This is a genomic window from Aquiflexum sp., from assembly GCF_041749095.1.
GTDB lineage: Bacteria > Bacteroidota > Bacteroidia > Cytophagales > Cyclobacteriaceae > Aquiflexum.
In genome coordinates, this window is the sequence record NZ_JBGTCA010000571.1 from 1 (window position 1) to 22,008 (window position 22,008).

Annotated in this window: 23 protein-coding genes; 10 read left to right on the top strand and 13 right to left on the bottom strand. The window is 37.9% G+C overall.

Annotated features, from left to right (window positions below):
- Positions 1-1,352 (bottom strand): M1 family metallopeptidase (locus ACEW8O_RS25310; RefSeq protein WP_373497415.1); only part of this gene is annotated, 1,352 nt, incomplete at its 3' end.
- A 123-nt stretch (positions 1,353-1,475) separates the two neighbouring features.
- On the opposite strand from ACEW8O_RS25310, the gene ACEW8O_RS25315 reads away from it, so the two are divergent.
- Entirely contained in the window at positions 1,476-2,831 is a 1,356-nt protein-coding gene (locus ACEW8O_RS25315; RefSeq protein ID WP_373497416.1) for a nodulation protein NfeD, read from the top strand.
- A 426-nt stretch (positions 2,832-3,257) separates the two neighbouring features.
- Here ACEW8O_RS25315 and ACEW8O_RS25320 read toward each other — a convergent pair whose 3' ends face one another.
- Entirely contained in the window at positions 3,258-3,794 is a 537-nt protein-coding gene (locus ACEW8O_RS25320; protein WP_373497417.1) for a hypothetical protein, read from the bottom strand.
- A gap of 497 nt (positions 3,795-4,291) precedes the next feature.
- Between ACEW8O_RS25320 and ACEW8O_RS25325 the strand changes: the two genes are divergently transcribed.
- Positions 4,292-5,125, top strand: a complete 834-nt coding sequence (locus ACEW8O_RS25325; RefSeq protein WP_373497418.1) for an alpha/beta fold hydrolase — start codon at positions 4,292-4,294, stop codon at positions 5,123-5,125.
- Positions 5,126-5,335: 210 nt separating this feature from the next.
- Here ACEW8O_RS25325 and ACEW8O_RS25330 read toward each other — a convergent pair whose 3' ends face one another.
- From ACEW8O_RS25330 to ACEW8O_RS25370, 9 genes are all read right to left on the bottom strand, one after another.
- Complete coding sequence (locus ACEW8O_RS25330; protein WP_373497419.1) at positions 5,336-6,226, bottom strand: SDR family NAD(P)-dependent oxidoreductase; 891 nt, start codon at positions 6,224-6,226, stop codon at positions 5,336-5,338.
- A 563-nt stretch (positions 6,227-6,789) separates the two neighbouring features.
- Positions 6,790-7,272: an ankyrin repeat domain-containing protein gene (locus ACEW8O_RS25335; protein WP_373497420.1), complete on the bottom strand. Its 483-nt coding sequence runs from the start codon at positions 7,270-7,272 to the stop codon at positions 6,790-6,792.
- Positions 7,273-7,345: 73 nt separating this feature from the next.
- Complete coding sequence (gene tnpC, locus ACEW8O_RS25340; RefSeq protein ID WP_373497421.1) at positions 7,346-8,836, bottom strand: IS66 family transposase; 1,491 nt, start codon at positions 8,834-8,836, stop codon at positions 7,346-7,348.
- Positions 8,837-8,910: 74 nt separating this feature from the next.
- Complete coding sequence (tnpB, locus tag ACEW8O_RS25345; protein ID WP_373497422.1) at positions 8,911-9,258, bottom strand: IS66 family insertion sequence element accessory protein TnpB; 348 nt, start codon at positions 9,256-9,258, stop codon at positions 8,911-8,913.
- Positions 9,258-9,551, bottom strand: a complete 294-nt coding sequence (gene tnpA, locus ACEW8O_RS25350) for an IS66 family insertion sequence element accessory protein TnpA (RefSeq protein ID WP_373497423.1) — start codon at positions 9,549-9,551, stop codon at positions 9,258-9,260. The genes tnpB and tnpA overlap by 1 nt, the downstream gene beginning before the upstream one ends.
- 79 nt (positions 9,552-9,630) lie before the next feature.
- A complete protein-coding gene (locus ACEW8O_RS25355) occupies positions 9,631-10,350 on the bottom strand; it encodes a hypothetical protein (RefSeq protein WP_373497424.1) in 720 nt (239 codons plus the stop codon).
- A gap of 132 nt (positions 10,351-10,482) precedes the next feature.
- A complete protein-coding gene (locus tag ACEW8O_RS25360; protein WP_373497425.1) occupies positions 10,483-12,045 on the bottom strand; it encodes a hypothetical protein in 1,563 nt (520 codons plus the stop codon).
- A gap of 2 nt (positions 12,046-12,047) precedes the next feature.
- The gene (locus ACEW8O_RS25365) at positions 12,048-12,293 is read right to left on the bottom strand and encodes a hypothetical protein (RefSeq protein ID WP_373497426.1); all 246 of its coding nucleotides are present in this window, start codon (positions 12,291-12,293) and stop codon (positions 12,048-12,050) included.
- Between the two features lie 22 nt (positions 12,294-12,315).
- Positions 12,316-13,026, bottom strand: a complete 711-nt coding sequence (locus ACEW8O_RS25370; protein ID WP_373497427.1) for a hypothetical protein — start codon at positions 13,024-13,026, stop codon at positions 12,316-12,318.
- 210 nt (positions 13,027-13,236) lie between these two features.
- Here ACEW8O_RS25370 and ACEW8O_RS25375 point away from each other — a divergent pair, with 210 nt between their 5' ends.
- Both ACEW8O_RS25375 and ACEW8O_RS25380 read left to right on the top strand, forming a co-directional pair.
- Positions 13,237-14,256 carry a sensor histidine kinase gene (locus ACEW8O_RS25375; protein WP_373497428.1) on the top strand — a complete coding sequence of 340 codons (1,020 nt, stop codon included), beginning with the start codon at positions 13,237-13,239 and terminating at the stop codon, positions 14,254-14,256.
- A complete protein-coding gene (locus tag ACEW8O_RS25380; RefSeq protein WP_373497429.1) occupies positions 14,229-14,948 on the top strand; it encodes a LytR/AlgR family response regulator transcription factor in 720 nt (239 codons plus the stop codon). The genes ACEW8O_RS25375 and ACEW8O_RS25380 overlap by 28 nt, the downstream gene beginning before the upstream one ends.
- Positions 14,949-15,037: 89 nt before the next feature.
- Here the strand turns inward: ACEW8O_RS25380 and ACEW8O_RS25385 are convergent, their stop codons facing one another.
- Both ACEW8O_RS25385 and ACEW8O_RS25390 read right to left on the bottom strand, forming a co-directional pair.
- Positions 15,038-15,406, bottom strand: a complete 369-nt coding sequence (locus ACEW8O_RS25385) for a VOC family protein (protein WP_373497430.1) — start codon at positions 15,404-15,406, stop codon at positions 15,038-15,040.
- Between the two features lie 196 nt (positions 15,407-15,602).
- On the bottom strand, positions 15,603-16,226 hold the full coding sequence (locus tag ACEW8O_RS25390) for a helix-turn-helix domain-containing protein (RefSeq protein WP_373497431.1): 624 nt from the start codon (positions 16,224-16,226) through the stop codon (positions 15,603-15,605).
- A 475-nt stretch (positions 16,227-16,701) separates the two neighbouring features.
- On the opposite strand from ACEW8O_RS25390, the gene ACEW8O_RS25395 reads away from it, so the two are divergent.
- The 6 genes from ACEW8O_RS25395 to ACEW8O_RS25420 form a co-directional block, all read left to right on the top strand.
- The gene (locus ACEW8O_RS25395; protein WP_373497432.1) at positions 16,702-17,157 is read left to right on the top strand and encodes a hypothetical protein; all 456 of its coding nucleotides are present in this window, start codon (positions 16,702-16,704) and stop codon (positions 17,155-17,157) included.
- Between the two features lie 199 nt (positions 17,158-17,356).
- Positions 17,357-17,731, top strand: coding sequence for a cyanoglobin (locus tag ACEW8O_RS25400; protein ID WP_373497433.1), 375 nt, complete (start codon positions 17,357-17,359; stop codon positions 17,729-17,731).
- 2 nt (positions 17,732-17,733) lie between these two features.
- Positions 17,734-18,495: a lysophospholipid acyltransferase family protein gene (locus ACEW8O_RS25405; protein ID WP_373497434.1), complete on the top strand. Its 762-nt coding sequence runs from the start codon at positions 17,734-17,736 to the stop codon at positions 18,493-18,495.
- Positions 18,492-18,779 (top strand): Asp-tRNA(Asn)/Glu-tRNA(Gln) amidotransferase subunit GatC, encoded by a 288-nt coding sequence (gene gatC / locus ACEW8O_RS25410; protein ID WP_373497435.1) that lies wholly within the window; start codon positions 18,492-18,494, stop codon positions 18,777-18,779. Before ACEW8O_RS25405 ends, gatC begins: the two co-directional genes overlap by 4 nt.
- Positions 18,779-21,589 (top strand): tetratricopeptide repeat protein, encoded by a 2,811-nt coding sequence (locus tag ACEW8O_RS25415; RefSeq protein WP_373497436.1) that lies wholly within the window; start codon positions 18,779-18,781, stop codon positions 21,587-21,589. The genes gatC and ACEW8O_RS25415 overlap by 1 nt, the downstream gene beginning before the upstream one ends.
- A gap of 78 nt (positions 21,590-21,667) precedes the next feature.
- Positions 21,668-22,008 (top strand): ABC transporter ATP-binding protein (locus tag ACEW8O_RS25420; RefSeq protein ID WP_373497437.1); only part of this gene is annotated, 341 nt, incomplete at its 3' end.

Sequence of the window (22,008 nt, forward strand, 5' to 3'; positions counted from 1 at the left end):
ACATAAGCCAATTGTTCTACGAAAACAGCTCCTTTGTTGTAGGTGCCCGGCCCATAAGCTGAATTGAGATTATAATGGTCACCATGGGTCGTTAATGGTTCTTCATATCCGGCAGTGGCCAATCTGAAATAAGACTTGTAACTACCATCATGGATAAACTTATTGTCTTTTTCAAAGACAGCATCCATGACCACACTTGTTCCCCAGGTAGTGAAACCTTCATCCAACCATGGTTCGGAAGACTCATTGAATCCCAGCACTCCATAATACCAACTATGAATAAGTTCATGAACGGTCACACCCACAAGACTTCTGAGATTTCTGTGCCCGGTAATCAGGGTGGACATAGGATACTCCATTCCCCCATCCCCACCTTGAATGACAGAATATTGCTCATAGGGGTATTTTCCGAAATTGTCAATCATATATTGAATGGCATTGACCGTGTAATCCTTTAACTTACCCCAGTTTTCCGCTGTCTTTTCATTTTTCACGTAGAGAAAATGAACCATAGGGCCATCTTTCATTTTTACTTTCTCATGGGTATATTTTGGATCGGCTGCCCACATAAAATCATGTACATTGGGAGCGAAAAAATGCCAGGTCAAAGTATTGCCTTTTGGTTTGGTGACTTTTACTCCCGCATCTTCATATCCATGTCCGATTTCATTGGCATTTTGAAGGTATCCGGTTCCGCCAAGCGTATAGCTTTTGTCAATAGTGATTTTAACATCAAAATCACCGAAATTACCATAAAACTCTCTTCCAATATAAGGGTTTGCATGCCATCCTCTGACATCATAGGCTGCCATCTTTGGATACCACTGCGACATGGAATACCGGATGCCTTCTGCATTGTCCCTTCCTGCCCTTCTCACCTGCAAAGGTACCTGCCCAACGAACTCCATATCAAAAACAACAGTTTGACCAGGTAAAATCGGTTCCCCCAAATTTACCTCAAGGATGGTCTCTACATGTTCAAAATCCACCTTTTTGCCATTCATCAGCAATGAACTCACATTCAGATATCCTATCTCTTCCTGGGTCAAATTCTGTATTCTATCCACCACCCTTCTGTCAGGGTCGGCAATTGTCCGGGATCTGATGTCCATCATACTGTTAGGCTGAAAGGCATTATAGTAAAGATGGTAAAACGCCCTTGTCAGGGTGTCGGGGGAATTATTGGTATAATGGAGTTGCTGTGTCCCATTGTAAATATTTTTACTCACATCCATGGTGATTTCCATGTCATATTTTACTTTTTGTTGCCAACGGTCTGTTTGACCATAGAGCACCGAAAAAGTTCCAACCACAATCATCAGCAGGGATGACAATACTAATTTTTTAATCATAATCAATTAAATTTTCGGCTAAAATAGACCAATTTTAGTTTCCTCCAAAAACCGTTGATAAAAATAGGCCTTGTGTCAGATTTAAGATATTTTGGTATATTCATAGCGCAAACATATTATTACATGAAACAGCTTCTGATACTTTCAATATTTTTATTTGCATTACCCGGGTTTTCCTATTCTTTTCAACAGGACAGCCTATCATCTGCCAAACAAAAGGTCTTTACTTTCAAAATTGATGACAACATAGACCCCCGGATGAACAGAAAGGTCAGACTGGCTTTGGAAGATGCGCAGAAACAGAATGCCGATTTGATTGTCATCGAAATGGACACTTATGGCGGTGCCGTCAATGATGCTGATGATATCCGGACGATGATACTTGAGACAAAAGTCCCGATTCACGTATGGATCAATAAAGATGCTGCCTCCGCAGGTGCATTGATTTCGATAGCCTGTGACAGTATCTATATGGCACCGGGTGCAAGTATCGGTGCCGCGACAGTCGTCATGGGCGGAGGAGGTGACGCCGCACCCGACAAATACCAATCCTATATGCGTTCGATGATGCGGAGTACGGCTGAAGCCAAAGGCAGAGATCCTAAAATTGCTGAGGCCATGGTAGATCAAAATCTTGAAATAGAAGGGGTCAGTGAAAAGGGAACGGTAATCACGTTTTCTGTATCCGAGGCCATCGCAAATGGTTTTTGTGAAGGACAGGTCAATTCTGTCACTGAGGTGATTAATAAGCAGGGTCTGGAAGACTTCGAAATAATTGAATATGAAACAGCAGGTGTAGAAAAGGTCATTGCCTTTTTTCTTAACCCCGCTGTAAGTGGTTTTTTGATTTTGATCATTTTTGCGGGGATTTATTTTGAAATCCAAACACCCGGGGTAGGCTTTCCACTTGCCGCTTCTGTGACTGCAATGATTCTTTATTTTATCCCCTATTACCTCACGGGTCTGGCCCAAAATTGGGAAATCGCAGTCTTTGTAGTGGGCTGTATACTCTTATTGATTGAATTATTTGTGATTCCCGGATTTGGGATTTTTGGGATATTGGGGATTTTAGGAATTCTCACAGGCCTAACATTGGGAATGGTACCCAATGATGCCTTTGATTTTACATTTGTGCCTTCGGGAGATTTATTTGTCGCTTTATTGACAGTGATCTTAGCCGCCATTGCCGCGATATCCCTCATTTTTATTTTTGCCCCAAAAGTCAATCAATGGAAAGCATTCAGCTCCATATCCTTGTCAAACACCCAGCAAAGTACCGAAGGATATACTTCAACTTCATATGCCGATAGTCTTTTGAATAAAGAAGGTATCACCCATACCAGGCTTATGCCAAGTGGGAAAATAATCATTGAGGATGAAGTCTATGATGCTTATTCCAGGGGGGAGTTCATAGATAAAGGTGAAAAAATAAAAGTAATTAGTACGGAGGGGACATCTTTGAAGGTGAAAAGAGCTTAGAAATTCTGTTACCCAGGGATTTGTAAAAGAAATATCGCAAAACTCACATCTCACTATTTCATCTAAGTGTTCGATTTGTTTTTAATTGTGCTGCAATAAGAATTATTGGTATCACTATTTACTTGGATAAATATTCTAGCCATAAAATAGCAGGTTTAGGAAGCCCGACAATATTCATGGAGAAAAACCTATCCTATCTATTCTCTACCCATTCCGCTTTCGCTTCCAAAATCAATTCTTTAATGTCCTCTACCTCAAAGTCCACCATTGACTTATTATTGACATGTCGCAGAAGTTTCCCTGACCCTCTGAGGAGTTTATTTCTGTCTGATAAATTAACCCCGCGATAAAAGCCTGAGTTTACACTGTCCTTAAAAGGTACGATGTAAATAATCAGGTCTTTGTCTGACTTACTTTTAACTGCTATTATTGTTTTGGAGAATTTCCACTTGACTCAAGTGCCGATTTCCTAAGTTCGGTGATCAATATTTCCATTTTTGCCTGCCAATTTTCAAACTTATCCAAAATAGATAAATCATGGATTGGACTGCTCCCCTCCACGAGGATTGAAGATTCATCAATTTCCTTGGATTTCTTGTCTTTTTTATCTCCATTCATTTTATAAGGATCGAAAGACTTCAATTCAGAAAGCCAATTCTCATTTTTGATCAGCTTACTGAGTTTTTTACCTTCTTTAAAAGGTTTTTTAGATTTGGATTTGGAAGCTTTCAGGCTATCAATGGTTAGATGTTTCTTCTTAAGCCCAAGACCATAAATCTCGTTAATCTCTAGCAAAAACGCATCTATAACACCTTTCAAGTGAAATAGAAAAGAATATTGGTGCGCTTTTTCAATCTCTGAACCGGATATTTCCGGTTTTCTTAGCTCCTCAAGGTATAGCTGGGCATACCTTAATTTAGATTCTGTAAGTTCTTTTAATGGGATATATTTCTTCATTTTCATGGTAAATCTATTTTTTGTATAAAATTACCCATAATCTATAACCAAAGCCCAATGTTAAGAGATTTATTAGAAATAAAACCGGAAAAGATAGAAATGCTTTGGTTATTGTATTGTTAAAATTGCAGCTAGGCAAAGCAAAAAAGATGGTAATTTGATAACTATGGAAATGGATGGTTGATAAAAATTAACAGTAAATTTGATTTTCGTTCAAATTTATTTTTAGGCTTCACGGCAAATAGGCACTGCTTATGGCAGTGCTTTTTTTTTAACAAAAAAACAAATCAGTCAAATGATTGTACTGCCAAAATCCTTGACGGCGAATGACCACAGGTTGATCAAAATTTATAAACAATAGGAAAGATTGAAACAAGCGTAACCTGTTTTTCGGCTAGATATAATTTAGATTGCAGTCCTTAAAATTATTGTAAGCATAACATTCAATGTAGAAATTAAACTATAGAATAATGTAATTTTGTTTAGGGTATGATGTAATTTTTATGAATAGGGTCAATTTTAAAGTAGGTAAAAACATTATTTCCTGCATTGAAGCTGGGGATAGAGGAAAACCTTTAATACTTTTTCTCCACGGAATACCCCCATGTGCCGAAATTTGGCATGAAACGATGCAAAAGATATCTGGTAAAGGTTTTTATTGTTTGGCGCCTGATTTGGCTGGTTATGGGAAGACTGAAATAAGTGAATCTAATAATTACTCACTACTTGGAAATGCCCAACTTTTAAATCAGTGGCTAAAAGAGCAAAAATTTGATAAGGTATGGCTGGTTGGTCATGATTTGGGTGGAGCAATTGCACAGTTAATGCTAACAGATAAACATTCTAATTTTGAAAAAGTCACACTTAGTAACGCCGGGACAGCAGATACTTACCCAGTTCCCGAGATTTCTAAATTAGTGAAGGCTTCCAAAATCGGTTTGTTTTATTGGTTGGCCCATTTTGGCAGCTTTAAAGCAGACGATTTGTATAAGGAAATGAACAATCTTTTTTTTAGGAATAAACCTATTCCCTGCACCGATTTTGAAAGGGTGTTCTATGATGGAAAATTCCATCAACGTGAAGCTATCGTTAAGTTTCAAAAAATGCTAAAAAGATTGAATAATCGACACACAGTTGAGAACATGTCAAAATTGAAAAATATAGATGTCCCTGTTCATTTGATTTGGGCAATGAGTGACCAATTTCAATCTTGGGAATCTTCAGGAAGAATTCTGGAAAAATCCTTTTCCAATGTACGGGTCAGCAAAATAGAAAATTGCGGTCATTTTCTGCAATTAGATGCAAATGAAGAATTTGTGGATAAGCTGCTGAATTAAATACACAAAAAGATTAACTCAACTTAAAAGAATATTATTTTTAAATTTTTAGTATCAAAGTTGTGCATATACAATCGTTTTCCAATTCTTCACATTCCTCAATTTGATTTTGAAAGTATTCATTGAAAATTTCCTTTTTGTCTGGATATTTCAAAATTAAACGACTCACATTTTTCCTGATAATATCAGTATTTTGTCTGTTAATCTGTCTTAAAGCAACTCTGTCCCAATTAATCCTGTCATTATTATTAACACATCCCATAACCTTTTGCCAAATTGCTCATCTCTCATTGCTTTATCAGGGATTTTAATTCTCTTATTTAATTTAAACAATGCCCCATTCATGTCAGGATATGGATGGGCTAGAATAATATCAGCAAGAGGTTCTCCAGCAACAGAAGGAGGTTTTGAATCAATTAAAGCAAATAACCACCATAGAAATCCCAATATTCCCTTTGGCCACCTTTTCTTCAATGCAGGATCTGATTTATCAATAATAAATGAAGGATTGAATGCAATGGAAGTTAATTTTCCTGAATAGCGTCTGGCTAATTCAGCAATTATTACCCGTTCACATGTTTTAGACCTGTTATAAGCATCAATTGTCTGATGTTTTTTGATACTTTCAATATCATTCCAATCCATTTCTTTGTAGAAAGGAGCAATAACCTGTACTACAATTCCATCTGATTGTTGTAATCTGTCTATCAGAAGTTGGGTAAATAAGAAGGGCCCAAGCACGCTTGTCGCAAACATTAACTCATGGCCATTGGGTAAAATGTTGGGACCTTTTTGAACCATTTGGCCCACAGATAATACCAACCCGTGAATTTCAGGAAATCTAATCAAAACATCGTTTGCGCACTTTCTTACTGAATCAAAATCGGTAAAATCAATAATCATGGTCTGAATGTCACTTTCAATAAGTCCGATTTTTTCTGCCAATAATGCTCTACGGATAGAATTGGCACCTGATTCAAGGGTTTCAATTTTACGACCAAGTAGTACTACTCTTACTTCTCGTTTGGCGAGAGAAAGTGCCACTCCCTTACCAATATTTCCGGTGGAGCCTGTCACTAAAATTGTTTTCTTATTGGACATTTTTTATATTTTAGGGTAAGACATTTGCCTTTTCTATTTTACCATATTTCATCAATAAGAATTAATCTTGACATAAAATGTCCAACATTAATTCGGATTCTTTTACCTGGGTTAAAAATGTCATGCCTTGTTGGAGATACATATCATGCCTTGTTGGAGATACATATAAGTAGTATCCCCTAAAGAGTATCTCCTTACAATTTCTTCATTTGATGGTGCTGCAATTGAAGATCATTAGCCCAACTCAGCATTTGGAATGGATCCATAACGTTGACGATACTTTATTGACAATTTGGGACACTGATAGAAATATGCTTCATTGTAGTTTAATAAATTAACTATAATGAATTTAAAAATTTATTTTGGAGTAACCAATACCCTATTCAATGAACTATCATTAGAATGTCGTCATTTGAATAAGTCGTCTTCGGCTAATTTCTCCAAATAGGCATTAGCTTCTTTAGTTAATTTGGTTTTGTCTGCTCCCGCCCTTAGGAGCAATTTTATGCAAGAAATCTGATTATTCACTTTATCATTTGTCATTATAGCGTGTAAAGCCCAACCTAGGGGGTGCTTATATGTTCTGAGTCCTGCACGTCAATTTCGGCATTTGCTTTAATTAACCTGCTGACTAATTTGTCCAGCCCGCAAAAAGAAGCCCAATGTAAGGCTGAAGCGCCGTCACCTTTGTAGATGTGATGAACATCAGCTCCATTATCAATATAAAAAATGCCAACTTGTTCTGCGTGAAGGCTAGCCGCTGCTAAGAGTGGGGTTCCACCATCTCTCGCTTTGTCACCGTCAATGTCTGCACCACATGTTAATAATATCTTTGCAAGATTCACAGCTTCGTTGTCTGTGATTTTGCCTGCAAAAACACCGTCACAAATCCGATGCAATGGATGTGCTTTCGTCCTGCAAAACAAATCGTAAGGAATTGTAATACCTTCATTTACTAAATTAGGATTGTGAGAAAGTAACTGCTTTAGTTTGTCAAAGTCTTTATGTTCAATCAATGTTTTTACTTGTGATTTAAAAATTTTCATAATGTGTTTCCATTTATTAATTAGTCATTTAGACGTATCCGTCCGACAATCCCCGTTTCGGGGATTGATTATTTCATTTAGGCCGATATTCTTCCCAGTTTGATGGCAGTAGTTGGTAAAGGTCTTTTTGCTTATGGGATTGGACTCTTTCGAATACGTCTTTTAGCCAATCAAACTCGTTGACCTTATTTTTTTTGCAGCTTGCCATGAAGGAGTACATGGCAGCCGTCATTTCTGCAGCCTGGTGTGATCCGGCAAACAGGTATGCTTTTCTGCCCACGGCCAGAGGTCTCACTGCATTTTCCACAAGGTTGTTATCGATTTCCATCTGCCCGTGCAGTACGTACGCACTCAGTCCTGCCCATCTTTTGTTTGCATATGCTATGGCCTGACCCATCGGGCTTTTGGGCCTGTAGCTGTACTGTTTTTCTTCAAGCCATTTGCCGAGGTTCTCCAGAACAGGCTCTGCATGGTCCTTTCTCAAAACAGTCCGTTGTTCCCAGTCCATTGCTTCATCCCGCATCTTTGCTTCCTGAAGGTAGAGCTTCCCGATTTCGTCCAGCACATAATTGGCCTGTTCTTCATCATCCTTCAGGGCATCCACGAATTTCCGTCTGGCATGGGCCATACAAAAAGTCAGATGGATATCGGGATGGCCTGCAAAGAGTGAATCATAGACTTTATAGCCATCCGTCTGGATTATGCCCCTAAAGTCCGCAAGCATTTCCCTTGGACCTGACTGGTCCCTTCCTTTTCTGTAATCGAATACCACAAGTCTGTCCACAGGGGCATGGTACAGCCACATGTAACCCTGATGGATCCCGTTTTTGTTATCTCTATCCAGGACCTTTATCGGTGTTTCATCGACCTGGAGATATTTTTGGCTGACCACTACCAGCCGGAGCAGCTCCCAGAGAGGCCTGAGATGATCCCAGCCTCTCATGATCCAGTCCGATGCACTTGAGGCGGGAATCCGTACCCCCATCCTGGTGTATTTGTCGATCTGTCTGTGGAGCGGCATCCCATAAACATATTTATCTACGGTCATCTGGGCAATTACCGATTCGGAAGGGATGCCTTTTTCTATCACCCTGTCAGGAAGTGTTCCGATGATGATGCCTTCACCGTTCGGTCTTGCATACTTTGGGCGGATATAGCGCTTCACAAAGAATGATGCAGGCACAACTTCAAGAACTTCCGTAACTTCTTCGCCGATCCTTGTGCAGCCTTCGGTAGATTCCGAAGGTTCGATCACCACTTCTTCCCTTCTGAGTTCTTCGGGAAGGGACATGCGTCCTGTTCCTTTGGCCCTTTTCTTTGGGGCGGGCTTTTCAACTACTGATTCTGATAACTCTTCCTGTACTGATTTTGTCACACCAAGTTCGAAAAGTCCCAGTTGGTCATCCCCGGTGTTGCCTGTGCGTTTTTCACTCCTGAACCCAAAAAGATGTCTGCGGAGTTTATCGAGTTCGAACTGCTGGTCTGAGATGATATGCTCTTTTTCTGATAGGGTCAACAGGGCTTCTTCGTACAGTTTTTTGTAGTCTTTTTCCCCGTTTTCCATGATATAAAGATATGAAAAAAAGTGGGTTTAAATAGGCATAAAGGCTATTTTTACACTAAAAACCGCCTCTTTTTTTACGACCTTTTCAAGGGGTTGTAGCGGTCTCTGTAGCTCACCGATTCAAGCCTTACCCCCTGTAGTAGCAGGCCCAGTTGTCCGCTTGTAATCCCGTTACCGGCAAGCACGGGACGTTCAAAAGTCCCCCTTTCGAGCTTTTTGATATACATGGCAAAACCGTCCCTGTCCCATTGAAGGATACGGATCTGGTTGGAACGCTTGCCGAGAAACACAAAAACATCTCCGTTCATGGGATCAAAGCCAAGTTTGTTGCGGACAAGGCCTGACAGCGAGTTGATGCCAAACCGCATATCGGTGGGCTCTTTATACATATAATATCTGGTCGAGCTTGATAGGGCAAGCATCAAAGAAGCTTTTTGACAGTATCACTGTCTACCTTTCCGAAGAACTCAATACTTATACCTGACGGGAAATTGATTTTGATAACAGGATCTAGTTGAAAACCAATATGTGGGGACACCAATGAAAAGGAGGATTGATGGGTTGTAGAAGATTGTTTTACGCTGAACTTCTTACACCAATAATAAAATGCCGTCCTTGAAATACCTTCTTCCTCTGCAAAAGCAGCTTTGCTCTTACCTGAAACCTGCCATCTGCAGACCAGGTCATAATACTCATCGTTGTTGATCTTTTTCATGATGCAACTTTACGATGAAATCACATACCTGGAAATATGGGGTTTATCGGATGGATACATTTAGACAGGGAAATTAGCTTTAATCGGCTGCTAGTATGACTCTATAATTATCGTGATGAACATCTGTATTATTCCTTATAGTCAATGTTTTTCTATCCTTACTTAATACAAATTTATCTGACTGACAACCATCAACAATGTTTATTCCTGGAAAGTGTCTTAAATTGTGATCACAATAATTTACAGAAGAAATTCCCAACTCAAGATTACTTTTGCCCAAATTATCCTTCCCTCCGGAGGCCCGCATAATAATACCAAGTACAGGAAATTTGAATGTGATTTTTGCATTAACTTGTAATTGACCTATACAATTCAAATAGTCAAATAAATTAAAATTATCATTATAGGTTTCGTTATCGTAATGGAAGTAAATTGAGTGTACTTTTGTTCCTGCTTTTAATACACTTGGATTTAGTGCTTCCCAAGTTTGTTGTTCGTCTGGAACTGAATCAGCGAAAAACTCACCTGGCTCGGAAAGGTCTATATTAAGATCAGCAGCTAATACATGATTTGTTTTTTCAACAAACATATAGACAAGAGTATCTGAAACTAACTCATCCAATTCTACTGAAGTTGGTGTCTCATTTAAAAAAGCCAACTGCCCATCGACTTCTCTAACCAAAAAGTTAAATTGTTCTATTCCTGGTTCAAATGGAACTTGCTCTTCCTTTGAACAACCATAATTAATTAATAATCCTATAATTATATAAACAGATGCAAAGGTTTTAAAATATCTCATAACTTTAAATTTTAAAAGTGTGATGAATTGTTTTGCCCAACTTCAACTCTTAAATATTCTGCTGCTTTTTCAATATCCGGATGTGGTGGCAAAATTAATCTAAGTAATCCTATAACAATTTTCTCTCCCTTTTCATGGTTGGTCGTTTATTGGGTTAATCTTTTCAATTTTTACCAGCGAGCGTGAACCGGAAAAATAAATGCTTCCATCTTCGTCAATGATATGGTTCACACCCTGATCGTAATATGGATCTTTAGGAAATTTTTGCTCAGGACCTAGAAGCAACTTCAAGGCAATTTCTCCAGTATCCCAATCCAAGCCATAATAATAGTAATTGCAATCTTCTTCCTTGCCGCTTCCATATACTAAATTACTCCCTGATGAATAATTTAAAACCCCATTCATATTGACCATATTATTGGCCCATTGAATCACAAATTTTTTCTTTTCAGCGTCCCACCTGAATTTTTGTACTCCTTTGTAGTTGTTACATTTATACCCGAGAAAGCCATTGTACTGTGCGATGGCCACCTCATAACCGTAAACAGTGGGCGAATTTTCAATGGATTGGAATTTATTACTAAATGATCTTGCATAAGGAATTTTAATAACATCAGCTACTCTTGGATCTCTGTCCTGTAGTCCTTTCCAACCATGAGGCATTTCACGCCAAAAAGCCACCAGGTTGTTGTTGGCATGACCGTCAGCGACAATTACCAACTTATCATTACCATCACCCCAGCCCATTAGTGTCGGTGTTGTTCCACTCCCATTCGCCCAACGACCTGTTGGTCCGTCATTTACAAAGTCATATTTTGCCTCCCATCCAACTTTAAGATTATTGTTGTCCCATGTAAATTGAATCAATCTGTGAGTGGAAACTATGTAAAAGGTATTGTTTTCATCAACTGCGATGGAATTGTGATTTACTTTTTCGTTAGGGAGTAGGATGCATTTAAAGTGAGAAATCAGATTTAATTCCTGGTCAATCACACCTACATTGAATAAGTTTTGCTTTCTATCTTCATGCGAATAGAAAACAATTTGACCATTGTAGTTGAGCGAATACATCGACACTTTATTGATGTCATAGTCTCCAAAATTGAGTGATTTAACAACTTTTATCTTAGAATCAGGATTATTGGGTTCGGAATCAGCCAACTTATACAAAGTGGTGAATTTCCCAAGCCTTGGCCTGTATTTTGGGTCATAAGTAAACCATGTATTATTTTTAGTAAGTAGGAAATTGTAGCCAAAAGATGTAATGGGATCGCTGTCAATTTTCAAGCTATCAATCGCTACAAGTTTATTGCCATCGTCTCTGAACTTGAAAACATGGGTAGAATTGGAAGATAAAATTACCCTTTCCCCATTAGGATACTTGTCTGATAAATATATCCAAGGTGATGTACCGCCTGTTATGTTGCTTTTCACCTTAATTTGGATGCTGTCTTTTGCAGTAATGCCCGGAATGCAAGTGGAAGCCTGTGCGTAATTGTTGCGATGGTATATTGGGTAAGGTGAATCTGCCAGCCATGGATTGACGGGTGGATCATCAGGACAGAAAGTAGTTTGGGCAAATACATCAGTAAAGATAAAATAAGATATAAGTGCAAGTATCAAACTTTTCATTTCATTCCATTGCTGCTGTAAAAAATACTGCCGCAAGGGAAAAGCATATTTTTTCCTGCACATAATTAATCTCTTTTTCTCCTGTTGATCCGCTTGAGTTTACGGTCAGTCCTTTTACTTTTTCGGTTCATCCTGCGTTCTTGTACCCGAAAAGTTCGGTCTTGTTGCTGAATAGTCTGTTGCCGACTGTCTATCACTTGGCTTTTGGTATTGAGACGCTTTTCTCTTGGTGTTCGCGGATTCGTTGATTGTGCCAAAACCGTTCCTGCAAATAGGAACATGATAGCGAAAATCATAAATAATCGTTTCATAACTTCGGGATATTGAGAGTAATTATATTGTAATTATATATGTTTTACCGTTTATGAGCAAAGTTGCAGAGCCATTGCCATTGAAAGCAATGGTGCCGGTTACTTTCCTAGATGCACCATCACTGGCATTTATGGATACTTGTAAGGCTCCTACACCTGATTGTATTTCTTTTGTAGCTTTATTTACCGCTATATCCCCAAATTCAAAAGAAATCTCTGTTACAAAGCTCCTCCTTTGCCTAACTTTGGAAGTGTGTGATCCGTTTCGGATAAAAGTGCCGTTTAATGACAAAATATTGTTACTAGTTTCAATACCGGAAATTGTCCAGTTTCGGCTGCCAGACGTAGTGCCTGATAGCCTTGGAGTTTCAAAAGTGCCGTTATAATTGCCTGTCCAGCTAATTGACGCAACTGCTTCAGAGCAATTTTTTAGAACCTCCCAGTTGTAAATAAATTGCCCTGTTCTCACTCCCGAGGATTTTACGAATGTCTTGGACATTGTCACCGTATTTGCACATGAAAGTTCATCGCTATCTTCGAATATATAGGCCGTTTTCATAGAAAATTCATAGGCCAATCCGCCTGTTTCGCTTTCCAGAGATGCAGTAACAACATCTGCGATATCTTCTTCGGTGATAGTCAAGGTTTCTTCTTTTTGGCAACTTTGTATAAATAATGCTGCCATAATAATTAACAAACCTTTTGTTGGTCGAAATTTTTTTAGGTAATTCATAAGGATTATGTTTAGGTTGTACAATTTATTTTTATAATCCTAACGCTAAAGTTAATTTTCCATTTATGGGTCAAGGGGGTTATTCAATAAATGGTTAGGTTTTTTCAATGTATGGCAATCAGTTGAGTAATATCTACATTTGATTGAATTGTTACGACAGTCCAATCATCAAATGTTTACCTTAGCTTACACTTGAATGAAACGTGGTTTATGAAAAGCTTAAATAGCCCTTGGTTTTATTTTATTTTATGGATTACCATTTTTGGTTTATTTCTTTTTGTTTTTTCTCTTGAGATGGGTTTTTACTACGGAGCTATTCGTGCAGGATATATAGTAACCTGGTTGGTTTCCTTATTCTTCCTCACCCTACCATTGGTCAGGAAGTGCCTGGTGCCTGGTGAATACTTAAAGTTTACGGTGCTGGCCTGTATTGTTATATTATTAATATCAGCTTTAAAAGGATTAGCAGAAACACATCTAATGCCTGAAGAGGCTAAATTCTTATTATTACGGGAACAACAGCCAAGGCCAATATTCTATTTTTTAAGTTCCGTATCAGCATTTCTTTTATTTACTTTGATTTGGCACAATAAATTTTTGAAGGAAGCTGAAAAGAGATCATTATTAAGCCAAAAACTGCAAACAGAAACCCAATTGAATTTATTACAGGCGCAAATCCAACCGCATTCCCTTTTTAATACCATAAACAATATTTATGCACTAGTTATAGAACAGCGGGAAGAAGCGGGTGAGGCTATTTTAAAACTTTCCGAAATGCTACGCTATGCGGTTTATAAGAAAGATGACAGTATGGAAGTTTCAATATCTGAAGAAGCTAAGCAAATTGATACGCTAATTTGGCTATACCAAATAAAAGAGGATAATAGGTTTGATATTTCTTTTCACAAGCAAATCTTTGGTGGGAAAATTTTGCCGATGTTATTAATCCCATTGGTTGAAAATGCCCTAAAATATTGTGATTTTAATTCGAATCCTGAAGCTAGTATTCAGATCATTTTGAACTCTAATGCACAGGATATTTTATTTACAATAAAAAATACTTATTCACCTACTACTACATCAAATTTACTTGGTGGAGTTGGATTATCAAATGTCAAAAAGCGCCTAGAACTCTTTTATCCTGGCAAACATACTTTTGAAACAAAAAGCAGGAATAAACTATTTGAGGTAAAACTGGAATTATGGAACAAATCAGATGCGTTGCAATAGATGATGAACACCCAGCCATTCGGGTTATTGAAAAGTATATAAGCCGAATAGAGCGGTGTAATTTAATTAGAAAATTTACTAATCCTATTGAAGCCATGGAGTGGATGAAAGAAAATCCTTTTCATGTTCTTTTTTTGGATATTTCCATGCCTCAAGTTACAGGGATTGAAATTCTAAAAAAGCTTTCCAACCCTCCAGTCATTATCTTCACTACAGCCTACTCAGAATTTGCGGCAGACGCCTTTGATTTAGATGCTGCTGATTATCTGCTTAAACCATTTTCATTTGACAGGTTTAAAAGGGCCATTAGTAAAGCAGAAGACATAATTCAATTCAAATCAATACTTTCAAGAAACATCCTGTCTGAAGATAAATCATACGAAAATCAGGAAATGCTAACAATAAAGTGTGATGGAAAAAAATTGAAGGTGTATTTGAAAAATATAATTTATATCCAGGCTTATCAGGAATACATTTGTATTTATACCAGTTCCAACAAATATGTAATTTATGAGAGGATGAAAAATGTGGAGAAGATTTTACCTTTCCCTAGATTTTTTAGGGTTCATCGTTCCTATATAGTGTCATTAGAAAAAGTTCGGTCATATTCCGGAAATTTACTGGAGGTTGAAGGCTTTGAAATTCCGGTCAGTCGCTCTTGCAAAGATGAATTGCTTCGTCATATTCTTTGAGTTTAAATAGGAACTTTCGGTTCATTTGCTGATTGCCAATAGCCTTTCATTGGTCCCCTAATTATAAAGTAAGTTCACTGCTTTCCCTTCTAATTCGGAGAATGAAGTCCGATTTTGTTTCCCTCCGAATCAAGAAATATTGCAAAATAACCACTTTCGTCTGCATGAAGTGTTTTCGGAACAAGAATTTTCCCACCATTATTTTCAACCTTATCAAGAATGACCTGAAGATCGTCTCCACCATTTAAATAAATGTTAACACCATCTGAGGAAGGTTTGTATCCTTCCGCTTTGATGATAACTCCAGGCACCATTTGACCTTCATATGGCAATATTCCCATTTGCATTTCTGGCATATCCATTTTTTCAATTTTAATGTCCAAAACTGCTTGATAAAAATCGATTGCTCTGGAGATTTCGGTCGCCGGTATCTCAAAGATTGAAATATAACTTTTCATATTATTGGAGTTTTTAAGAGAGATAAATTCTAATAAATGTCTTTCAGAGTCAGTTTCACTTGGGCTGGGACAAGAAAAAAAACAAAGTCCTATAAATACTGTCCCAAAATAGAAGCTCTTCTTTACCATTTTTAATTCGTATTATCCCTCAAAGCTAAAATGGGTTTTGGTGTCAAAATTGTAAAAATGCGACACCTTAGCTTTTTTTGTATAAAAGTGAGGAAAGAGCCATTTTTTCGTCTTTTAAAAAATCTTTTGGCCTTATTCCTGTAAATTCTTTGAAGTCTTTAACAAAGTGTGCCTGGTCGTAATATTCATTTTCGTAGGCGATCTCTGTTAATGACTCAGTTGTATGATTGAGCAACATTTGCAGGGTCGCCTGTAAGCGAATTACTTTGCTTAATTGTTTTGGGCTTAAACCAATTTGTTTTAAAAAATTCCTTTCTAGCTGTCTTCGCTTTGTTAAATCATCTTTTAGAATAGCATTTAAGGACTTACTCCCTTTTGACAAATACATGGTGTCTATAGTATACTTGACAATGTTGTCAATGGTCTTTTTATCACATAGACTATTAAAAAGAAATCCCTCAATAACAATTATTCTTTCATTTGTGGTTTTGGCTTGAATAACTTCTTGGCTAAGCTGTTCTGATACTTTATCTCCAAAGAGTTTTCTTAAAGGTGTTTCTTTATTTCCGAGTTCATTCAGTGGTATGTCAATGAAATTGGCGAAACCATAGGGGTAAAACCGAACAGCAAAGGTGTTCACATATCCAGACGGCTCGATGTAGAATTGCTCTGTTATTTGCCCGAGCAACATTTGTCTAGGCTAAATTATGTAATCTTTATCTGAAGTGTACCGCTTGATGTCGTCACCAAGAGTAAAACACATATCCACGCAACCATCTGGTAAAATAAGTTGCCTTTAAACATTTTTTTGTTCAGGTACTTCCAAAGTCCAATAGCATTTCACTATTGATTCCAAGTTTGAATGTGGTTTGAATGTTTGGTAGTCCATTAAATAAAGAGATTTTTATTGTTCTTCTTAGTTATTCTGATAGGAAAATCCATTCTCATATATTGATTGCCATCTTAACTTTGTCTCCTTCCTGCTCAATATTATTAATGTAATATTAAAATTTGGACAAACATAACTCAATAATTATTGACTATTTTAGGAGTTTAATTCTTGAACTCAATCATTATTTAATGCCATGAGGCAAAGTCACAGAATCTTACTTAGGTTATTTTGTTTCTTTGCTGCCATTTTAATGGGGTGCGAACACGAGAATCAAGTGTTACCTAAAGTTGTTACAACTCCTGTACATGAAATCACCAGATTTTCGGCCCAAAGTGGTGGTGAAGTTGTTCAGGAAGGAACACACTCAGTAATAGCAAGGGGTGTATGTTGGAATTCTTTTGGCAACCCCACAATTTTGGAAGATACTACCCTGAACAGACATGGACCGGGAACCTTCCAAAGCCATATACTCGGTTTGCTTCCAAATATTACTTATTTTGTTAGGGCATACTCAATCAGTTCTTCTGGCACTGCATATGGAGAAGAACAAAGGTTTCGGATCAGTACCATTCCTGAATATCTTCACCCTAAGCTACATTATGAACTGATAACAGACATTGATGGGAATTATTACTATACCATTGGTATCGGTCACTATGTTTGGATGGCACAAAACTTACGGACGACTCGTTTTTCCAATGGGGACCGGATTGACCATGTACCTGATTAAATTCAGAAACCATTCCTTTTTAAAATTATTTATTGCAGTATGGGCCGAACTCATATAACTAGGCTTTTCAATCCCCTAAACAAAAAGCTATTACTTTCATCCCTAAAAATTTTCTAATATCTATTATTGTTCTATCAATTAAGCCTATGTCTAAAGAAATATTTACTTTTGCCCTTCAAAAAAAAACAAATCACCCCCAATGACAAATCCTGTCCTATCCAACTACCAAAGCCTCGGAGAGGAAAAGATAAAAACCTTGGTATCACACTTTTATCAAAACGTCAGGAAATCACCAGAATTACTAAAGCTTTATCCCTCAGATTTGGCACCGGCAGAAGAAAGGTTATTTTTGTTTTTGGTTCAGGTCTTTGGTGGACCACAGACCTATATGGAAAAAAGAGGACATCCCATCCTCAGAAAAAGACATTTTCAGTGGCCCATCGACAGTCAAATGAGAAATACCGGGCTCAACTGTATGATAAAGGCAATCGATAGCGTTGAAATGGATCCCAATATAAAAGAGGAAATATTGTCCTATTTTGTAAAAGCCGCAAACCACATGGTCAATAAATAACAATGGTTATAATAAGAAGGATTTATACTGCTTATGCATTTCTGATGTTCTGCATCAGTTTCCTGTTGTTTTTCCCATTGTTTGTAGTTTGTATTTGGATACCGGGCTGGGAAAAATATGGCAGGAAAGTCAATCAATTCTGGGCTAACCTGTTTTTTATCCTTATATTCCTTCCTGTTAAAATTGAAGGTAAAGAACATATCAAGAAAGGTCAGTCCTATATATTTGTGTCCAACCATTTCTCCTACTTAGACATCGCCATGATGGGTTTTATTCCGGGAGATGTGATTTACATTGGAAAGAGTTCTATCGCCAAAGTCCCTCTTTTTGGCTACTATTTCAAGAATTTACATATCGCTGTCAAACGTGAAAGTATCAAAAGCCGCGGGGAGGTATTACTAAGGTCTAAAAAGGCCATAGACAACCGAAGTAGTATCATCATTTTTCCTGAAGGAGGAATCTGCACGGATAATCCACCGGTCATGGCAAGATTCAAGGATGGGGCTTTTAGCCTTGCCATTGACAAACAAATACCCATCATTCCTGTCACTTTATCATTTAATCATTTAATTTTGCCTGATGAGGATAGGCTAATGATGAATTTTATCAAAGCCAAAATAGTGATACATGCCCCGATTGAAACCATAGGGAAAAATACCAAGGATGTCACCAATCTTAAAGAGAGGTGTTTTACCATCATCCAAAACCAATTGTGGGAAGACAATAAGAAAACAGCCGAAAAATTGAATATAAAAACTTTATGAAAATAGATTTAAATACTGTAAAAAAAATGGCCCACCTTGCCAGATTGGAATTCAATGAAGAAGGGGCCGAAAAAATGAAACAGGACATGACCCAAATCCTGGATTGGGTGGAGCAACTGAATGAAGTGGATACTGAGAGCGTGGAGCCAATCACCACCATGTCATCAGAGGTCAATGTATTGAGAGAAGATGTAGTCGGAGAGCACCTTTCACGGGAACGTGGTCTTCAAAATGCACCTCAAAAGGATTCGGACTATTTCAGGGTTCCAAAGGTGTTGGAATAATGGCTTCAAAAAAGTCCATTGCATTCCAAAATATCTTTTTGAAAGGCCTTCCTATCTTTATGGCATTGATAGGAGGGCTTTTCTTGTTATTCAGCTTTTTCTTTTGGGAAAGGGGAATTATGCCCATACTTCCTGGAATTTTTACAGAGTCCGTTGCTGTCCCGATCAGTTTTGTCCAATTGGCCACGGAATTGATCCCTATTGAATTGGAAAACTTTTTGTTGTTCCAAAATTTTGAATCATTACCCCCCATCTTTTTTCCGAATATGACACTCCTATACGGAGCGGTGATTTGGTTGCTTTTTAATATTGGTCTAAGCCTGATAAGTACTTTGAAAAAAATGTATTTTATCGGGGCTACAGCTTTGGTGATTTTCTTATTGGCTTTCAGCGGTATCAATGGGCTGGATATTGGCGGGATTTCCAGCAATTATGCATTGATATCTATATTGTTTGGGGTTTTATTGCCAATCGTGCTGATATCCTTCTTTGCAGGAAATTGGGGGATTCTGCCCCGGTTTATGGTAATTTTTATATCAGGGACAATAACTCTCTACATTATGGGTGCCGTCTCAAATATTCCGTCTCCATGGATTTGGTTGTCCGAAAACGCTGCTTTTCCGGCTGCTGTAATTTCCACTTTGTTTTTGCTGCATATCGGTCATGTAATTATTTCAGGCTCTGCTGTATTTTTGATCAAACTCAATAAAGGAACCGGGCTGAAAATTTCATTTCACTTGATTTTGATCTTCCTTATCTATTTTCTATTGATTCTCTTCACACTGTTGGATACCATGGGAGAGGTCAACCTGCCTTTCCCTACCCTTCCGCCAGTTTTATTGATGTTGGTTTGTGGGTTGATCGGAATTTTCATTGTAAGGCTGAAAATAGAACAAACAGATCAGGCTTTTGATGCTCCTGTAATCGGTGAATCATTTTACTGGACCGGTTTTGCAATCACCGTCTGGACTTGGGGCAGGGCAATTTTTATAGAAAACGAACCTTTATATGAGTTCCTTAACCACATTTTCCTCTATAGTCAGCTTTCCCTTTGCCTACTGTTTTTCATTTATCTAATGTCTAATTTCTCCCAGATATTGAACAGCGGAAAGGATGTAGAACGGATCCTGTTCAAGCCACAGTATTTTGCATATTTCCACATGCGTATCGGTTCCATTATGGGTCTGGTCATTTTGACGGTATATGCAGACGGAATTATTGGAAGCCAATTGGCCAGTGCAAGTACCAATATTACCGCTGATTATTATGGTCAGACAGACAGACCATTGGAGGCAGCTATATTGTATGAAAATTCCTGGTTGCAGTACAGGAGAAATGACAAGGCCAAAAACGCAGCAGCACATTTCCGTTTCAATCTGAAACAACCCCAACAAGGGATGGACCACCTGCTGGAAAGCTTCAACTACTCCCCTAATGTCCCCAATATCCTTCTGCTAAGTGCTAAAACCCACCAACAGGATAAGGTACTCGATGCACTCTTTTACCTGGAAAAAGGATTGGAATATTATCCGGGAAACCCTTATCTCATCAACAATATTTCTTTACTCTACTCCAAAATCAATAGACCAATCGATGCCTTGGCCAAGTTGGAGGAAATAACCAAAGAAAATATAATAGCACAATCAAATAAATTGGCGCTCCAAATTAAACATGGACTCAAAACGGATGAATCACCTGAAATCCCTGATGATCTGATTTTCAAAATCAACTACCTGGCGGGGGCAAATAAAAAAGGTGATTTCACGGATTTTGTTCTTGACACACATCAAATCCCTGAAGGATTTTCTCTAAAGGCTGCTCTCTTCCGAAATCAATGGAGCAACAAGATTGAAACTCCATTGGAAGAGGATTTGATTTTGATGGATAGTCTGGTAGCACTGGAGCAACCCGGATTCGAAGAAAGGAACTTTCGGGAAACCAGGATTCTCCGGATGCTACAGCAATCTTACATCAATGAAACTCTCAAGTATATCAATGGAACTGCGATGGTCCATCCCGATTTTGGTGCTTATTACCATGAAATGGCAGCTAAAATACTTGCGGGACAACTTGATTTTGAAAAAGCTGCAATTGACATCTTAGTGGCTTCAGAAAGCGGATTTATAAATTTCAAGCCTTTCCATTTAGCCATTTTATACTTTGGGAATAAAGCTCAGGAAGCAAAAACAATCGAAAGCAAATATGAGGTGTCTTTTCCATCTTGGATGAAATTTGATTCTGATGGTATTTTGGAAAAAAATGATCTTTCTGAATATTATCAAAAAATAAGCCGCCTACATCAATCCTTGCCCGGGGATTTCTTAGCTGACCTTGATGCCCTGGACCAAAACATTTTCCAGGAAGAGTTTGCCTATCATATACTTGTCCACAAACTCCATTGGCTTAAAAAACCGGAATTAGAAAAAGTAAAAAACATCATTACCGCCAAAACCTCCTCAGTCCTCACCAAGGATGATATTGATTCCTGGTATGCATTTGTCCATTCAGATACGGGAAATGGGCCTTCTGAAAAAATAATGCAGCTATTCCAACTTGACAAGGACTTGGAGAGAAATGCTTATTGGACCCCATTCGTTTGGAAAAAAGTCAATGAAGAAAATGATGAACTCAGGAAATACGAGCTTTTACAAGAGGCTATTCAGTTTAATAAGGATCCGTTTTTGTGGATCCAATATGTAAAACAAAGCCGCAAAATCGGGCTTGACAGCTATGGAAGTACTGCAATGGCTGAAATGCGTGGATGGCTAAGTGCCGAACAAATTGAAAAACTTCAAATGGACAACTTCTAGAAAGATGAAGCGTAATGTGACTAAGAAGTTTTTTGAAACAAACTTTTCAGTTAAATTGTCCTTTTAAAATATTTACGGATGACAAAGATTATAGAAACTACAGAAATTAGTAAAATCTACAAAATGGGTGCTGAGATAGTGCAGGCGTTAAAATCTATATCCATCAATGTCAATAAGGGTGAATATGTTGCTTTTATGGGACCTTCAGGTTCAGGCAAGTCCACTTTGATGAACATCATTGGTTGTCTTGACTCCCCTACTTCGGGGAATTACGTCTTAAATGGAAAAGATGTAAGTGACATGTCAGAGAATGAACTGGCTGAAATCAGGAACAAAGAGATCGGCTTCGTTTTCCAGACATTCAATTTATTGCCAAGAGCAACATGCCTTGACAATGTGGCTTTACCATTAATTTATGC

What these genes read in the sequence shown, in the direction of transcription:
- ACEW8O_RS25315 (WP_373497416.1), top strand. Translation starts at nt 1,476, where the DNA reads ATGAAACAGCTTCTGATACTTTCAATATTTTTATTTGCATTACCCGGG.
- ACEW8O_RS25405 (WP_373497434.1), top strand. Translation starts at nt 17,734, where the DNA reads ATGGTTATAATAAGAAGGATTTATACTGCTTATGCATTTCTGATGTTC.
- ACEW8O_RS25335 (WP_373497420.1), bottom strand. Translation starts at nt 7,272, where the DNA reads ATGAAAATTTTTAAATCACAAGTAAAAACATTGATTGAACATAAAGAC.
- ACEW8O_RS25330 (WP_373497419.1), bottom strand. Translation starts at nt 6,226, where the DNA reads ATGTCCAATAAGAAAACAATTTTAGTGACAGGCTCCACCGGAAATATT.
- ACEW8O_RS25400 (WP_373497433.1), top strand. Translation starts at nt 17,357, where the DNA reads ATGACAAATCCTGTCCTATCCAACTACCAAAGCCTCGGAGAGGAAAAG.
- ACEW8O_RS25380 (WP_373497429.1), top strand. Translation starts at nt 14,229, where the DNA reads ATGGAACAAATCAGATGCGTTGCAATAGATGATGAACACCCAGCCATT.
- ACEW8O_RS25385 (WP_373497430.1), bottom strand. Translation starts at nt 15,406, where the DNA reads ATGAAAAGTTATATTTCAATCTTTGAGATACCGGCGACCGAAATCTCC.
- ACEW8O_RS25360 (WP_373497425.1), bottom strand. Translation starts at nt 12,045, where the DNA reads ATGTGCAGGAAAAAATATGCTTTTCCCTTGCGGCAGTATTTTTTACAG.
- ACEW8O_RS25325 (WP_373497418.1), top strand. Translation starts at nt 4,292, where the DNA reads ATGAATAGGGTCAATTTTAAAGTAGGTAAAAACATTATTTCCTGCATT.
- ACEW8O_RS25365 (WP_373497426.1), bottom strand. Translation starts at nt 12,293, where the DNA reads ATGAAACGATTATTTATGATTTTCGCTATCATGTTCCTATTTGCAGGA.
- tnpA (WP_373497423.1), bottom strand. Translation starts at nt 9,551, where the DNA reads ATGAAAAAGATCAACAACGATGAGTATTATGACCTGGTCTGCAGATGG.
- ACEW8O_RS25355 (WP_373497424.1), bottom strand. Translation starts at nt 10,350, where the DNA reads ATGAGATATTTTAAAACCTTTGCATCTGTTTATATAATTATAGGATTA.
- ACEW8O_RS25370 (WP_373497427.1), bottom strand. Translation starts at nt 13,026, where the DNA reads ATGAATTACCTAAAAAAATTTCGACCAACAAAAGGTTTGTTAATTATT.
- ACEW8O_RS25375 (WP_373497428.1), top strand. Translation starts at nt 13,237, where the DNA reads ATGAAAAGCTTAAATAGCCCTTGGTTTTATTTTATTTTATGGATTACC.
- tnpC (WP_373497421.1), bottom strand. Translation starts at nt 8,836, where the DNA reads ATGGAAAACGGGGAAAAAGACTACAAAAAACTGTACGAAGAAGCCCTG.
- ACEW8O_RS25415 (WP_373497436.1), top strand. Translation starts at nt 18,779, where the DNA reads ATGGCTTCAAAAAAGTCCATTGCATTCCAAAATATCTTTTTGAAAGGC.
- ACEW8O_RS25390 (WP_373497431.1), bottom strand. Translation starts at nt 16,226, where the DNA reads ATGTTGCTCGGGCAAATAACAGAGCAATTCTACATCGAGCCGTCTGGA.
- tnpB (WP_373497422.1), bottom strand. Translation starts at nt 9,258, where the DNA reads ATGCTTGCCCTATCAAGCTCGACCAGATATTATATGTATAAAGAGCCC.
- ACEW8O_RS25320 (WP_373497417.1), bottom strand. Translation starts at nt 3,794, where the DNA reads ATGAAAATGAAGAAATATATCCCATTAAAAGAACTTACAGAATCTAAA.
- gatC (WP_373497435.1), top strand. Translation starts at nt 18,492, where the DNA reads ATGAAAATAGATTTAAATACTGTAAAAAAAATGGCCCACCTTGCCAGA.